The organism is uncultured Thiohalocapsa sp., assembly GCF_913063425.1.
Taxonomy (GTDB): domain Bacteria; phylum Pseudomonadota; class Gammaproteobacteria; order Chromatiales; family Chromatiaceae; genus Thiohalocapsa.
On the sequence record NZ_CAJXYK010000012.1, the window covers coordinates 21,749 to 36,821 of the forward strand.

Here is a 15,073-nt window from a genome sequence, read left to right on the forward strand (position 1 = left end):
GGCGCGCGTTGTCGGCACCCGATCCTCAGCTGTAACAGCACCGGACGCCTTGCCATCGCCCGCATGCTGTGTGCCGGCTCAGATCGGCAGATGCCCCCGCTTGACGCAGAGCCGGCAGCCGTCGGCGGTTTCCGGGGTGCTGTTTCCGGGGTGACGATTGGGGCATTCGAGGGCTCGATCATGCGCCCGGCTGCCGGCACGACTGACACGGCTTGCGCTGCGTTGAGCACGCCGGCACGGGACCCCACTGCCGCTCATCACCTTCTGGAGACCATCACCCATGCGTTTCGCCCCCCGACTGCTGCTCATGTTCTTGCTGCCCCTGTCGCCGCTCGCGGCCACGGCGCGCGCCGATGCGCCGGCGCCGCCGACGGGCGAGGCATTGCTGGACCAGGCCAAAGCGGCGGTGCAGGACATCACCACAGACGCGCTGGCGGCATTGATCGAGCGGGACCCGAGCGCCGCGGTGGTGGACATCCGCACCGGCCGGGAGGCCTGGCGGGCGGGCGGCAGCATCGATGCGCCCCGGCACCTGGACATCCCCCGCGGCTGGCTGGAGCTGCAGATCGAAACGGCGGTGCCGGACCGGGACACGCCGGTGGTCGTCTACTGCGGCACCAACCTGCGCAGCCCCCTGGCGGCGCAGACCCTGGCCCGCATGGGCTACACCCAGGTCTACAACTATGCCGACGGCTTCTCCGCCTGGCGCGACGCCGGGCTGCCGGTAACCTCCCAGGACCCGGCGCCGCAATCCATGCTCTACCGGCTGCCGCAGCAGGTGGCGGACGGCGTCTGGTCCGCCATCGGCGCCACGGCGCCGCCCACCTACGAGAACTCCGGCCACAACAACAACCTCTCCTTCATCGTCACCGACGCGGGCGTGGTGGTGATCAACGCCGGCGACAATTACCTGCTGGCCCGCGCACTGCATGCGCAGATCAAGCAGGTGACGGACCAGCCGGTGAAATACGTGGTGCTGGAGAACGGCCAGGGCCACGCCATGCTCGGGTCCAATTACTGGAAGGCGCAGGGCGCCACCATCATCGCGCACGCCGACGCCGCCGCGAAGATCGAGGCCCAGGGTGCAGAGATCCTGGACCGGATGCGGCAGGGGCGCCGGGACAAGGGCAGCTTCACGGAGGTGGTCATGCCCGACGAGACCTTCGAAGACGAGAAGGTCCTGACGCTGGGCGGGCAGCGCATCGAGATCCTGAACTTGGGGCCTGCCCACAGCCCCGGCGACATCTCCGTCTGGCTGCCGCAGCAGAAGCTCGTCGTCGCCGGCGACATCGCCTTTCATCAACGGCTGCTGCCGGTGTTCGAGGACACGGACACCGCCGGCTGGATCGACAGCTGGGATGCCTTCGAGGCCCTGGGGGCGGAGATCGTCATCCCCGGCCACGGCGAGCCCACGAACATGACCGAGGTAACCAAATACACCAAGGACTATCTTGTCTACATGCGCGAGCAGATCGGTGCCCTCATCGACGCGGGCGGCGGCCTGACCGACGCCTATGAAGTGGACCAGTCCGCTTACCGCCAGCTGGATACCTTCGAGGAGCTGGCACGGCGCAACGCCGGGCGGATCTTTCGGGAGATGGAGTTTGCGTTTTGAGATGCTGCCGGCCGGCCGGGGCGTCACCGCGCTCCAGGTCTGCGGTGGATGCACTTCCCTTAACCCCAGCCTGGGGTGCCCGGTGCTGACCTCATGCATAGCTCGCGCAAAGACGCGAAGGCGCAGAGGACAAGAGAGGACGGGAGAAAACGCCAGAATGTAAGCAGCAGAGACGTGCGGAGGACATTCTGTCGGTTGGCTGGGTCCATTGACTTCTTGCCTCTGCGGCTCTGCGCGAGCCTATTGTCTGCGCCGGGCCTGTATCAGTCGGCGGCCTCTGGCCCTGAGGATGGACCGCCCTCCCCCGCCAGCCGCGCCACCAGCAGCGGCTTGCCCTCCATGGTGCGGTGCACCGGGCAACGGTCGGCGATCTGAAGCAGGCGGGCGCGCTGAGCCCCGGTGAGGTCGCCGGTGAGGTCGATGCGGCGCTCGATGCGCTCGATGCGGCCCTGCTTGTCGGCGCCGGCGCGGATCTCATCATCACAGTCCGCCTCGCAGTCGTCCACGTGGATGCGCTCATGCTTGAGGCGCACTTCGACATCGTCCAGCGGCAGATCCTTGTGGTCTGCATACATGCGGATGGTCATGGAGGTACAGGCGCCGAGCGCCATCAGCAGCAGGTCGTAGGGTGAGGGCCCGAGGTCCATGCCGCCGACGGACTTGGGCTCGTCTGCAAGCAGCTGGTGATGCTCGGTGTAGAGCCCGCGCAGGAAGCGCCCCTCCCGCTCGGTGACGACGACCTCCTTGGGGGCGACCTCGGGCGCCGTGCCCAGCCCGGCCTCTTCGGCATGCGTGCGCAGGCCCAGGTAGCGGCTCGCCCAGGCCACCAGGGTCTCTGCGACGTACTCCGAGTCCTCGCGGTTGGTGAGGAGATGATCGGCGTCATGCAGGGAGATGAAGCTCTTCGGGTGCCTGGCGGCCTGGTAGATCTTCGCTGCCTCACCGATGGGCACGATCTCGTCCGCCGGCGAATGGAAGATCAGGAGTGCCCGCTTCAGCCGCTTGATGTGCTCGGCGTCGGCATGGTGCTCCAGATCGTCCAGGAACTGGCGCTTGATGCGGAAGCGGCGGTGGCCCACCTGGACCTCCGCGGCGCCGGTGGTCTCCATCTCCCCCCGCACGCCGCTGAACAGGTGCTCGATGTGCTTGGGGCTGGCGGGCGCGGCGATGGTCACCACCACCTCCACGCTCGGCAGCTCGTGCGCCGCCGCGAGCACCGCAGCACCACCCAGGCTGTGGCCGATGAGCATGACCGGCGCCGCATGCTCCGCCGTCAGCGCCCGGGCAGCGGCGATGAGGTCCTGCACATTGGACGTGAAGCTGGTGTTGGCGAAGTCGCCGTCGCTGTTGCCGAGCCCGGTGAAGTCGAAGCGCAGCACGGCGATGCCGCGGGCCGCGAGCGCCCGGCTGATGCGCGAGGCGGCGGCGATGTCCTTGCCGCAGGTAAAGCAATGGGCGAAGAGCGCGTAGCGCAGGGTCGGTACGCCGGGCGGCGGCGTCTCCAGGAGTCCGGAAAGCCTGTGGCCGTCTGGGTTCTGGAATTCGAGCTTGATGCGCGCCATTCGGGGGCTCCGGCTGCGGCGGGTGGGCCCGCCCGGAGTCCGGAGTATGCCGGTGCGGCGGCGCACGCTGCAACGCAGCAGGGCGGCCTCGCCCGCATTGAAATCAGCGCGGGCTGGGGCACAACCGCCGACGTCGCGGAGCCGCCCCCGGGTGCGCGGACTTCAGTCCGCGTCGCTGGTGGTCTGCTCAGATGCCGGAGATTCAGGCATCGGCGGTGTTGCTCCGGGCTCCACCCCCTGCGGCTCGCCACCCGCGGCCGTCGCCGACGAGCCCATGGCTGCTGCGGTAGCCTCGGGCGCAACATCCGCAGTGGGCGGCGCTGTCGTTTGGGCTTCAGACTCAGCCGGTGCCGCGGCATCTTCCATCGGCGGCTGCGCAGCGCTTGCATCAGCCGCGCTGCTTGCCTCATCCGCGCTGCCATCAACATCGCCGTCCTCGTCGGCCGCCGTCTCCCCCAGCAGCCGCGCGCGGTCGGTGTCCACCAGGATCTCGGCGTCGAAGGCGCTCAGGCGATAGACATAAGGCTCGCCGTCACGCCGCAGCGCATAGTCCCCGCTGTCGGCGATGGGGGCGAGCCGGTAGCGGCGCTCGCCGCCCGCGTGCTCGATGGCGATGACCCGCGCCGGATCATCCAGGTCGTAGTCGGCCGCGCTGTCCGGGCCGAGCACGCTGATGTAGCCCACGGTGGCGACGGCGTCGGCCAGCTGGTCGGCGGCGGCGCTGTCCACGGTGGCGTCGCTGCCTTCCAGCGACCAGCCCTCCTCGCCGCGCACCAGCGTCCAGTCGTCGGCGCTGATGCGGCTGATCTCGCCGCGGTCGAACTGGAGCCGGCCGCGGTCGATCCAGTCGTCCGGGCTCGCGCCCAGGTCGAACAGGGCGAGCCGCAGGTCGTACACGGCCTCCTCGCCGCCGACACGTGCGAACAGCCGCCGGAAGCCCGGCGAGTCGCCGACGAGAAGCGTCGCCGCGCCGCCGTCGCCCCGCAGCGTCAGCCGCCGCTCGAAGGCGTCGTCCGCCACCCGGAAGCGGCGCCGGGCCTCGGCGCTGGTGGCCACCGGCAGCGGGCGCTCGAGGCCAGCGAGGTCGTCCAGCAATGTCTCGATCCGGCTGCCGCTGGCCGGGAAGCCGTCCAGCGCCGGCAGCACCCAGTCGTCGCCGCTGCGCGCCAGCCGCACGCTGTCGCCGTCTGCCGTGCTGATCTCGATGGCCGTCACGGCGTCCATGTCCAGATCCAGCAGCGGCAGATCCCCCGCCGCCGGCGCCATGCTGCGGCCGCCGCCCATGAGCAGGGCCATGACAAGCTGCACCACCAGCAGCGCCGCCAGCAGCAGCACCAGGGGGCTCAGAAGCGCCGAGCGCCAGGCCGTATCCAGGCCAAAGCGGCGCGGGGCTGCCGGTTGACTCATGCTCGCCTCCGTCATGCCAGTGCCCTCCCGGCGTTGTCATCCACGAGCATGGCCTCCAGCGCCCGCTCACGCCGGCGCCGCAGCAGCCGGTGCAGCCAGTACACCAGGGCCAGGCCCGCGGCGGCCAGGGCGTAGTTCAGCGACTCCCAGAACATGCGCTGTTGACGGCCCACCGGCTCCAGCAGGCGGTTGAACTGGCCGCGACCGCGCAGTGCCAGCAGGCCCCGGTCCTCCAGCGACCATTCGACGGCGTTCTGGACGAATTCCAGGGGCTTGAGGTAGCGGCTCTGGGTGGCCTCGGTGGCGAGGCTCATGGCCGTGTCCGACAGGAAGCTGTCGGAGCCGATGACGATGAGCCGTGCCGACGGCGGCGAATGCTCCACCACCGTGGAGATGACAGGTGTGTCGGGCTCGCCGTCGCCGGCGGCGGGCTCGACGGGGGTGTCGGCGGCAAGGTCGGCGGCCGCATCTCCGGCTGCCGGGTCGGCGGCCGCGCCGGTGTCATCGCCCGCATCGTCCGCCGGCAGCAGCGGCGAGCGCGCGCCGGCGAAGGCGGACTCGAAGCGCCCCTCCACCAGCACCGCCAGCAGCTTGCGGCCGCGGTCATCCCCCACCGGGAAGCCGAGCCGGCCGAATTGCTCGAAATTCGGCTGCATGTCCGGTGTCTCGCTGGTCCAGGCCGCCGGCGAGCTTTGGATGAGCCGGGTGACCGCGCGCTCGGCCTGTTTCTCGGCATCCAGCGTGATGGGCGAGGTCCAGTTCATGGTGATCTGGCGCAGATTGGCGGTGATGCCGCTAGCCCCGGACAGACCGTCGTCACGCACGTCTGGGAAGTAGGGATAGTCCAGGGTCTGGATCTCCTCCACCACGAAGCCGCCCACCTGCCGCGGCACCGGAATCGGGAAGGGCGTGTTCTGCGGGTCCATCACCAGGGCCGGGGCCATGCCCACACCATGGTGATCGAGCCAGTCCTCAAGCCCCGTCTGCGCCGGGCCGGCGCTGATCTGGCTGCCCGTCAGGTCCACGTCGAACCTTGCGCTTGCCACCATCACGGTGCCGCCCTGCATCAGGAACTGGTCCACGGCGAACTGCTGCTGCTCGTCGAGCCCCGTCGGGTCCACCACGAACAGCAGATCGGCATCCTCCGGCACCTGACCCGAGGCCAGGTCCGTCTCGGTGAGCGCGAAGCCTTCGCGCAGGGTGTCCTTGAGCAGGGTGTAGCCGGGTCCGCCGCCGCCGGGCAGCCCGGGCATGGGCGGTGGTGCCGGGTCCGGTGTGTAGAGGGCGACCGTGCGCAGGACGCCGGGGGCGAAGCGCTTGATGCCGGCCTCGATGGCCCGCGCCAGGCTTGCCTTGTCGAGCCCCTCCGGCAACGGCACGGGCACCGCGCGCTCGCCCTGCTCCAGCACCATGTAGAAATAGAAGGGCTGGGGGTCGAGCAGGCCCAGCACCAGGGGCTGGAAGCCGAAGCGCTCGTCGATCTCCTGGGCCAGCGCCGGGTCCTGATCCGGGTCGGCGATGTCCCAGGTGAAGCGCGCCCGGTCCGATGCTTGATCCGGCGCCTGATCCGTCATGCGCCCACCGCGGTTGGCCTCGGCAGCGAGCTCCTCCAGCACCGCCTCCAGGTCTTCGCGCAGCGCCGGCAGCGGCTCCGGCAGGAGCGCCGGCGGCGAGATGAAGCCGCGGAAGCGGATGGGGCCGCCGACGCCGGCGAAGGGGTCGCCGCCACCCTGGTAGCCGTAGAGCACCTTCTTGATGGTGCGGGTGAGGTCGTACTCGGGGTTGCGCAGGCGCACGTCGAGGTCGGTCTCGCCCTGGACCTTCACCTCGATGAGGTCCTGGAAGCCCAGGGTTTCGAACTGATCGCCGTACTTCACCAGGATGTCGAAATACGAGTTGACCACCCCCGCCTGGTACTTGCTCGCGGTCTGGAAGGCCACCGGGCGGATGCCGTACTGCTCGCCGGCCTCGCGCTCCAGCTCCGGCGACGTCGCTGGGTCCACGAATTCCACCTGTACATTGGCGCCGCCCACCACCTCGTACTCCCGCAGCAGGTCGCGCAGCTGCGGCACCAGGGGTGCGAGCAGCGGGTGCGTCTCGGCACTGAAATAGCCGCGGATCAGAAGCGGCTCCCGGATCTGCTCAAGATAGGTGCGGGTGGCCTCGGAGACGGTGTAGCGCTGCCCCTCGGTGAGATCGGCGCGGGCCGTGCCCACCTGCTGCAGCCACAGGTTGGCGGCGATGAGGTTGGCCGCCGCCAGCAGGGTGACGAGCGTCCAGCGGTGGTGGTCGGTGCGCTGCGCGCTGTCCGCCGCCCAGCGCAGCCGCTCCAGGCTGTGGACACAGAGCGCCAGGAATACCGCCGTCAGGCTCAGGTAGTAGTACAGGTCGCGCAGGTCGATGACGCCGCGGGTGATCGACTCGAAGCGCGAGCCGGTGCCGAACAGCCGCAGCACCTCACCGGCGCCATGACCGAACAGCCCCGTCAGCGCCGGCGAGCCGATGAGATAAAACAGGGCACAGAGCAGCACGGTGCCGATGAGCGCGACGATGGGGTTGTCCGTGCGCGCGGAGACGAAGAGGCCAATGGCGATGTAGGCCGCCGCCAGCAGCAGGGTCGCCAGATAAGCCCCGAGCACCGGCCCCCAGTCCAGCGGCCCGAGGATGGACACGGTCACCGGCAGGGGCAGCGTCAGCGCAAGCGCCACCGTCACCAGCGCCAGCGCGGCCTGGAACTTGGCCAGCACCAGCTTCCAGGTGGGCACCGGCAGGGTTGCGAGAACCTCCAGGGTGCCGGCGCGGCGCTCCTCGCTCCACAGGCGCATGGTGAGCGCGGCGGCGAGGAAGATCAGCAGCACCGGCATCCAGTCGAACAGCGGCCGGGTGTCCGCGAGGTTGCGGGCGAAGAAGGCATCTACCCAGAAGAAGACGAAGAGACAGGCCGCCAAAAAGGCGCCGATGAAGAGATACGCCACCGGCGAGCCGAAGAAGCTGGACAGCTCCTTGCGGGTCACGTGCAGGATGTCAGCCATGGGTCGCCACCTCCTGCGTCGACGCCGCGGCGCCTGCCGCGCCCCCCTCCGCGATCTGCCCGAACACGGCCTCCAGGTCGTGGCGCTCGCGCGCCAGGGCGTAGAGCGCCCAGCCGCGCTCGGCGACGGCCACCGCCACCCGTGGTGCGGCGGCGTCGGGGTCCTCGGTGGTGAGCGCGAAATCGCGCCGGACGCCCTCCTCGCCGATGTGGTCCACGGCGCTGATGCCGGGCAGCGCACCCAGCGCCTCGCGCACCTCGCCCGGCTGGCGGTCCAGCGTCACCCGCAGCCGCGGGGTCGCGCCGATGGCGCCGATGGCGCTGTCCAGCGCGAGCTGCCCGGCACGCATGATGAGCACCCGGCCGCAGATGGCCTCCACCTCCTGCAGGATGTGGGTGGAGACGATCACCGTCGCATGGCCCGCCTGCTCGCGGATCAGCGCGCGCATGTGCTGGATCTGCGAGGGGTCAAGCCCGTTGGTGGGCTCGTCCAGGATGAGCACGTCCGGCTCGTGCAGCAGGGCCGAGGCCACGCCCAGGCGCTGGCGGTAGCCGCGGGAGAGCGTCGCCACCGTCGCCGTCGCCTTGGGGCCGAGCCCGGTGCGCTCCACGGCGCGGCGGATGGCCGCCGGGCGCTGCCGCGGCGCAATGCCGTGCAGGGCGCCCTGGTAGTCCAGATGCTCCAGCACCGTCACGTCCGGATACAGTGGGCAGTTCTCCGGCAGGTAGCCGATCCTGCGCTGCACCTCACGCCGCCGGGCGGCGATGTCCTGCCCGTCGATGCGGATGCTGCCGCCGCTCGGCTCCAGAAAGCCGGTGAGCATCTTCATGATGGTGGTCTTGCCGGCGCCGTTGTGGCCCAGCAGACCAACGATCTCGCGGCGACCGATGTCGAAAGACACCGCATCCACCGCCTTGAGCGCGCCGTAGCTGCGGCTCAGGTCGCGTACTTCGATCATGTTCGCACTTACCGTGTTGCAGCCGTTCAGTCCAATGATCGAGATGGGTTGCCTGGATGCCCTGCCGGCGCCGGCCCGAAACGGCGACGCCGCCTGGGCGGCACGGCACGCACCCCTGTCCGGCCGGCGGTGGAGGCTGGCACAGCTGCCCGCAATCGGCGGCTTGATTCCTCATGCCCGCCGGTGAGCGGCCCGGGCGCTGGCCATCTGGATGCTGGTGCTGTGCACCGGCCTGACGCCGCCCCCGCCAGGGCGGCGGGATTTCACAGCAGCAGGGGCGCCGCCCGCAAGGGGCGGCGAATGACGATTTGTTAAGGCATGCACTCCAGGTGCACGGTGAAGCCGGCGGCCCGGCGGCGCACCTCTTCGAGCGTGAGGCGGCCGAGGGCAGCGGCGCTGTAGAAGGCGACGCCCGCATCCGCAAGGAAGCGCCGCAGCACCGGCGCCGGCACCGCCGCGAAGGTCCCGGCATCGGCACCCGCCACGGTGACGCCGGCCACGAGCCCGCCGCTGCCGATGAGGGGTGCACCCAGCCGCGCCGGCCCGTCGGGCAGGCTGATGGGGAGGGCAGACTCAGGAACGGGCAGCCCGGATGTCGCCGCGCCCTGGCGCCCGGCCGGCGCGGATGCCGAACCGCGCCCGGCGCCGTCACCCGCCGCAGCGTCCGACGGTGCCACATCCATGACGCTTACCTCCCCCGTCAGCACCCCTCGCAGCGGCAGGCTCGCCGCAAACAGGCGCTGCGCCTCGACCCCGTCGGCGTCCGTGAGCACGGCCGGGCGCCCATGCAGGCCGTCCGCCACCAAAACGGCGAGGTCCAGGGCCGGGGCGCGCCGCAGCACCCGCGCATCCTGCCAGGCACCATCGCGATAGGCGCGCAGCCCGCGGCACTCCGCAATGAGCCGGTCCGCCGTCAGCACCATGCCCTGTGGATTCAGCAGGATGCCGCTGCCGGCGCTGCGCCGCAGGCCATCGGCGCCGCCGGGGGCGCCGCGCTCGAACTCGAAGCGCCCGCGCAGACACTGCTGCGCAGCCGAATCCGCAATGCTTGCCGGCTCCACCGCACCCCGACCGGCGAAGGCGAACACATGGTTGATGATCTCCAGCGCATCGTCGCCGATGATGCGCCGGCTGCCCGTACCGGCGCTGCTGCCGTAGCGCGCGGTGACGCCGGCGGGGTCTGCCCGACCGCCCAGCACGGCTACCGTGCGGTCGAGTCCGACCCCCTGGCGCATGGCCACCGCCAGCTCCAGCGCAAAGGCGCGCACCCGCTCACAGAGCACGTCGCCCTGCGCGGCGCCGCTGCCGTCGGCGGCTGCCTCCGCAGCCGCGCTGACGCGGCGTGGGGTCGCCCCAGGTGGCGCCTGGCAGGCAGTCTGCGAATAGGTCACATTGCCGTCGGCGTCCACGCATTTGTGCATACCTGCCGCCAGCGGGGCACCGAAGCAGCAGAGCAGCAGCGCTGTCGAACAACTCCGCAGCCACATGGTCGAGACCGGTCCCATCGAAGTGATGCGCCGATTGTCGCATGCCGGCCGGCGAAAAGGCGGCGCCCGCCCAAGATTCAGGCGGCGCGAGTGGGCGGGACCCGCGTGCGGCGGGCGAATCGGGCTTGCAGATTGCAGAGCGCCGACTTCCCGTGTACCCGCGCTCACCGCAGCTCCCTGGGGGCGCCGACTTCCAGTCGGCCCGCGCCCGCCGCAGCCCCCTGGGGGCGCCGACTTCCAGTCGGCCCGCGCCGGCCGCAGCCCCCTGGGGGCGCCGACTTCCAGTCGGCCCGCGCCGGCGGCGGGGTCGATCACCATCGCGGGCACGTCATGCAGTGGTTGGATTGCCGCTTGTCCGCAGGCTCGAACAACTGATCGGCCGGTGGACGCCGGCGCGGTGTTGCGCCGAGTGAAACTCGGCGTCCCCAGGGGCGCGGTGTTGCGCCGAGTGAAACTCGGCGTCTCCAGGGGTGCAGTGTTGCGCCGAGTGAAACTCGGCGTCCCCAGGGGCACGGCGTTGCGCCGAGTGAAACTCGGCGTCCCCAGGGGCGCGGTGTTGCGCCGAGTGAAACTCGGCGTCCCCAGGGGTGCGGTGTTGCGCCGAGTGAAACTCGGCGTCCCCGCGGTGGGCGAGGTGGGCTGTGCGGCCTGAGCAGCGCCGCGGGCGGGGTCAGCTCTGCTCCAGCGCGTCGATGATGCGCGCGCGGATGTCATCCACGCTGCCCACGCCCTCGACCTTGATGTAGCGTGGCGCACCCTCGCCGCCCTGCTCCGCCCAGCTGGAGTAGTAGTCGATGAGCGGGGCGGTCTGATCGTGGTAGACCTTGAGGCGCTGGCGGACCGTCTCTTCCTTGTCGTCGTCGCGCTGAATCAGTGGCTCGCCCGTCTCGTCGTCCTTGCCGGCTTCCTTCGGCGGGTTGAACTCGACATGATAGGTGCGGCCCGAGGCCAGGTGCACCCGCCGCCCGGACATGCGCTTGATGATTTCCTCGTCCGGCACGGCGATCTCGACCACAGCATCGACATACACACCGGCCTCCTTCAGCGCATCCGCCTGCGCCAGGGTGCGCGGGAAGCCGTCGAAGAGGAAGCCGTTCTTGCAGTCGTCTTCGGTAATGCGCTCCTTCACCATGCCCATGATGATGTCGTCGGACACCAGGCCGCCCTCATCCATGATCTTCTTGGCGGCCTTGCCCAGCTCGGTGCCCGCCTTGACGTGGCCGCGGAGCATATCGCCGGTGGAGATCTGCGGGATCTGGAAATGCTCCTTGATGAAGCCGGCCTGGGTGCCTTTGCCGGCCCCGGGGCCGCCGAGCAGGATGACGCGCATGGATGCTGCCTCAGTGTGATGGTTGGTAAACCCTAGAGGCTGCCACAGGGGGGCTGAAGCGGCAATTCCATCAATCGGATATGCCAATAACCATCGCTTATATAATGGAAAAGCCGGAGCCGGCGCTGGGGCCATTGCGCAGGCGCTCAACGTCGTGCCGCAGCGAGTGCCGGGCGTCTCAGGCTCCGCGGGTGCGCAGGCACCGGCTGCCGGCCTGATCGCTTGCCTGGCTGTCCGGGTGCATCGTCGCCCGGGTGCATCCTCGCTGGCCCGCCGCGGCGCGTTGCCGGCAGCACCGCGGGCAACGCAGCATCATCGAAGCTCTATCTTTTCGATTCGATTTATCGATTTCCCTTAGTATGCGACCGCGCTGAAACTGCCGCGCCGGTTTGTGCGCGTCAACCCCAGCCCGGCAGAGGACACCGGCATGCAGATCTTCAACCAGATCAGGCTCGACAACACCAAGGGCGATCTCTTCGGCGGTGTCACGGCCGCGGTCATCGCGCTGCCCATGGCGCTCGCCTTCGGTGTCGCCTCCGGTGCCGGCGCGGAGGCCGGGCTCTACGGCGCCGTGCTGGTGGGCCTGTTCGCGGCGCTGTTCGGCGGCACACCGACGCTGATCTCCGAGCCCACCGGGCCCATGACCGTCGTCTTCACGGCCGTCATCACCACCATGGTGGCCGCGAACCCTGAGAACGGCATGGCCATGGCCTTCACCACGGTCATGATGACAGGGCTGTTCCAAGTCCTGTTCGGCCTGCTGAAGCTCGGCCGGTACGTGACCATGATGCCCTATACGGTCATCTCCGGGTTCATGTCGGGCATCGGCTTCATCCTGATCATCATCCAGCTGCCGCCGCTGCTCGGCTTCGCGTCCCCGGGCGGCGGTGTCCTCGGCTCGCTCACTGCGCTGCCGGAGCTGATTGCCAGGGTCAACGTCGGCGAGGCGGCCCTAGGCGGCCTGGCGCTTGCCATCCTGGTCCTGATGCCGCGCGGCTGGCGGCGCTTCGTGCCGCCGCAGCTGCTGGCGCTGGTGGTGGGCACGCTGCTCGCCATGTTCGTGCTCGGCAGCGGCTCCTACCGCGCCATCGGCGAGGTGCCGGGGGGACTGCCGAGCCTCCAGATGCCCACCTTCAGCGCGGAGCAATGGCAGGTGATGGTCATCGATGCCCTGGTGCTGGCGCTGCTCGGCTCCATCGACGCCCTGCTGACCTCCGTCATCGCGGACAGCCTCACGCGCACCCAGCACAACTCCGACAAGGAGCTCATAGGCCAGGGTTTCGGCAACCTGGCCTCGGGCCTGTTCGGCGGCCTGCCCGGGGCCGGCGCCACCATGGGCACGGTGGTGAACATCCAGACCGGCGCACGCACGGCCCTGTCCGGCCTCACCCGGGCGCTGATCCTGGCGGTGGTGGTGTTCGGCGCGAGCGCCATGGTGGAGCCCATCCCCAAGGCGGTGCTGGCGGGCATCGCCATCAAGGTGGGTATCGACATCATCGACTGGGGCTTCCTGCGGCGCGCGCAGCGGGTGTCCATGCGCGGGGCGCTCATCATGTACGGCGTCATCCTGATGACGGTGTTCGTGGACCTCATCACCGCCGTCGGCATCGGGCTCTTCGTCGCCAACGTGCTCACCATCCGTCGGCTCGCCGACCTGCAGTCGGAGGGCGTGAAGCTGTTGGGACTGCCGGGACAGGAGCCGGGAGCCCGCTGCACCGAGGGCACCGAGGCCACCGAGGAAGAGCGCAAGATCCTCGACGACCCGGGCAACGGCATCGCCCTGCTCTGCCTGAGCGGCCCGCTCATCTTCGGCGCCGCCAAGGCCATCACCCGCCAGCAGCACGAGATCGCCGAGGCCAAGAGCCTGGTGGTGGACCTCACCGATGTGCCGCACCTGGGTGTGACCACGTCGCTGGCCATCGAGGCCGCCGTGCGCGACGCCGTTGCGCACAACTGCCGCGTCTACTTTGCCGGGCTGCACCCGCAGCCCCGCAAGCGGCTCCTGAGCCTGCGCCTGGAGCGACTCGTGCCCACGGACAATTGGATCGACAAGCGCGCCGATGCGCTGAAGCGCGCGGTGGCGGAGCGGGCCGGGCAGTCCGTGTCGTCCACCTGAGCCGGCGGCCGCGTCCGGTGCGTGTACAGCCGGACGCCTCGGCCCGTGCTGCGCGCCGACCGCGACAGACGCGAGCCGCTCCGGCACGCCTGCGGCCCCGGCTCGCCGACGCAGCGCCGCAGCGACCCCAGCACCTCCGGCGCCAAGCTGCACGGCAAGCTCGCCAAGCTGCGAGACCGCTTGGCGCACGACGTGGACATCAACGTCACCGGGCAGGCGCTCACCATGCCCGTGGCCATCCTGCACGGCGATGCGGACTGGGTGGTGCCCGAGGCCCAGTGGGATACGCCTTTCGGCGCCACCAAGACCGAGCACAAGCGCCTGTTCCTGTCCCTCACCGACACTCACGGCTGCCCCGGCCATTACGCCAATCACGAACAGGCCACCACCGATACCAGCTTCTTCCCGCCGCTGCTGGCGCTGCTGCTGCTCGACGGCGTCGGTGCCGTGGACGACCTGGACTGGCGCTACCTCTGGTCCGCGCTGGACCGCGTTATCCGTGACGGCGTAGGGGCAGATCAGCTCACCTTCGACCTCGGCACCTGGTCCGACGGGCAGCCGGTGAAACCAGTGAGCGTCTACCTGTCGGGGAGCTGAGGCGTGCCCCGCCCTGGATGCGCGCCAAGCAGCGCAGACCCTGAGCCCACCGCTCAATACCACTCGAAAGCTCATGATGGTGCCGGGCTGTTCCGTGGTGGTGCCGTCGCTCAGGCTGCCGAGGCCGGGCAGGCCCGTGGCCACGGCGCCGGGGATAGGCTGCCGGCGGTGCGTCCGGCTGACCGTCCTGCCCCCTGCCCTTCCACGCCCCGTTCATCGACAATGCGCGGCAACCATCGCGAGCTTCGCAGTCCTGAAGGAGGACTCCGCCCGTGAAGACCCTGCCCCACCTGTTCGACAACAACCGCGCCTGGGCTGCGTCCGTCAAGGGCGATGACCCGGACTTCTTTGCCCGTCTGGCGCGGCAGCAGGCGCCAAGGCTGTTGTGGATCGGCTGCTCCGACAGCCGGGTGCCGGCCAATGAGATCATCGGGCTGGCGCCGGGCGATGTCTTCGTGCACCGCAACATTGCCAACCTGGTGGTGCATTCGGACCTGAACTGCCTGTCCGTGATCCAGTACGCCGTGGACGTGCTGCAGGTGGAGCACATCATCGTCTGCGGGCACTACGGCTGCGGGGGCGTCAAGGCGGCGCTGGAGCCGCAGGATCACGGCCTCATCGACAACTGGCTCAGGCACATCCGCAACGTCGGCCGCTTCCATGCCGACGCTTTGGCGGAATTGGCCTCGGGCCAGCGCCTGGACCGGCTGTGCGAGCTCAATGTCACGGAGCAGGTGACCAACGTCTGCAACACCACCATCGTCAAGCACGCCTGGGAGCAAGGCCGGCGGCTGGTGGTGCATGGCTGGATCTACAGCATTGCCGACGGCATCCTGCGTCAGCAGGTGCCGGAGATCGACTCGCTGCAGGCTCTCGCCGCAGCGCGTTGCGACGATGCGGGGTGGGTGGTGGGCACGCCGGGCTGACGGGCGTCACGGTGGTATTCGGTATACCGCCCCCGTTCTAGGG

Annotated in this window: 10 protein-coding genes; 4 read left to right on the forward strand and 6 right to left on the reverse strand. The window is 69.9% G+C overall.

What is annotated here, in order from left to right:
* Positions 1-280: 280 nt before the first annotated feature.
* The gene (locus QZ607_RS08725; RefSeq protein ID WP_295881924.1) at positions 281-1,615 is read left to right on the forward strand and encodes a rhodanese-like domain-containing protein; all 1,335 of its coding nucleotides are present in this window, start codon (positions 281-283) and stop codon (positions 1,613-1,615) included.
* Positions 1,616-1,878: 263 nt separating this feature from the next.
* On the opposite strand, the gene QZ607_RS08730 is transcribed toward QZ607_RS08725, so the two are convergent.
* From QZ607_RS08730 to adk, 6 genes are all read right to left on the reverse strand, one after another.
* A complete protein-coding gene (locus tag QZ607_RS08730; protein ID WP_295881925.1) occupies positions 1,879-3,177 on the reverse strand; it encodes a bifunctional alpha/beta hydrolase/OsmC family protein in 1,299 nt (432 codons plus the stop codon).
* 162 nt (positions 3,178-3,339) lie between these two features.
* Positions 3,340-4,584 (reverse strand): DUF4340 domain-containing protein, encoded by a 1,245-nt coding sequence (locus QZ607_RS08735; RefSeq protein WP_295881926.1) that lies wholly within the window; start codon positions 4,582-4,584, stop codon positions 3,340-3,342.
* An 11-nt stretch (positions 4,585-4,595) separates the two neighbouring features.
* On the reverse strand, positions 4,596-7,616 hold the full coding sequence (locus tag QZ607_RS08740) for a Gldg family protein (RefSeq protein WP_295881928.1): 3,021 nt from the start codon (positions 7,614-7,616) through the stop codon (positions 4,596-4,598).
* Positions 7,609-8,574: an ABC transporter ATP-binding protein gene (locus tag QZ607_RS08745; protein WP_295881929.1), complete on the reverse strand. Its 966-nt coding sequence runs from the start codon at positions 8,572-8,574 to the stop codon at positions 7,609-7,611. The genes QZ607_RS08740 and QZ607_RS08745 overlap by 8 nt, the downstream gene beginning before the upstream one ends.
* 311 nt (positions 8,575-8,885) lie before the next feature.
* Positions 8,886-10,061 (reverse strand): DUF4124 domain-containing protein, encoded by a 1,176-nt coding sequence (locus QZ607_RS08750; protein WP_295881930.1) that lies wholly within the window; start codon positions 10,059-10,061, stop codon positions 8,886-8,888.
* Positions 10,062-10,731: 670 nt separating this feature from the next.
* Positions 10,732-11,391, reverse strand: coding sequence for an adenylate kinase (adk, locus tag QZ607_RS08755; protein WP_295881931.1), 660 nt, complete (start codon positions 11,389-11,391; stop codon positions 10,732-10,734).
* A 427-nt stretch (positions 11,392-11,818) separates the two neighbouring features.
* On the opposite strand from adk, the gene QZ607_RS08760 reads away from it, so the two are divergent.
* From QZ607_RS08760 to can, 3 genes are all read left to right on the forward strand, one after another.
* Entirely contained in the window at positions 11,819-13,507 is a 1,689-nt protein-coding gene (locus QZ607_RS08760; protein ID WP_295881932.1) for a SulP family inorganic anion transporter, read from the forward strand.
* Between the two features lie 45 nt (positions 13,508-13,552).
* Positions 13,553-14,104 (forward strand): hypothetical protein, encoded by a 552-nt coding sequence (locus QZ607_RS08765; protein WP_295881933.1) that lies wholly within the window; start codon positions 13,553-13,555, stop codon positions 14,102-14,104.
* 272 nt (positions 14,105-14,376) lie between these two features.
* Positions 14,377-15,030: a carbonate dehydratase gene (gene can / locus QZ607_RS08770; RefSeq protein ID WP_367268168.1), complete on the forward strand. Its 654-nt coding sequence runs from the start codon at positions 14,377-14,379 to the stop codon at positions 15,028-15,030.
* The last annotated feature ends 43 nt before the right edge of the window (positions 15,031-15,073 follow it).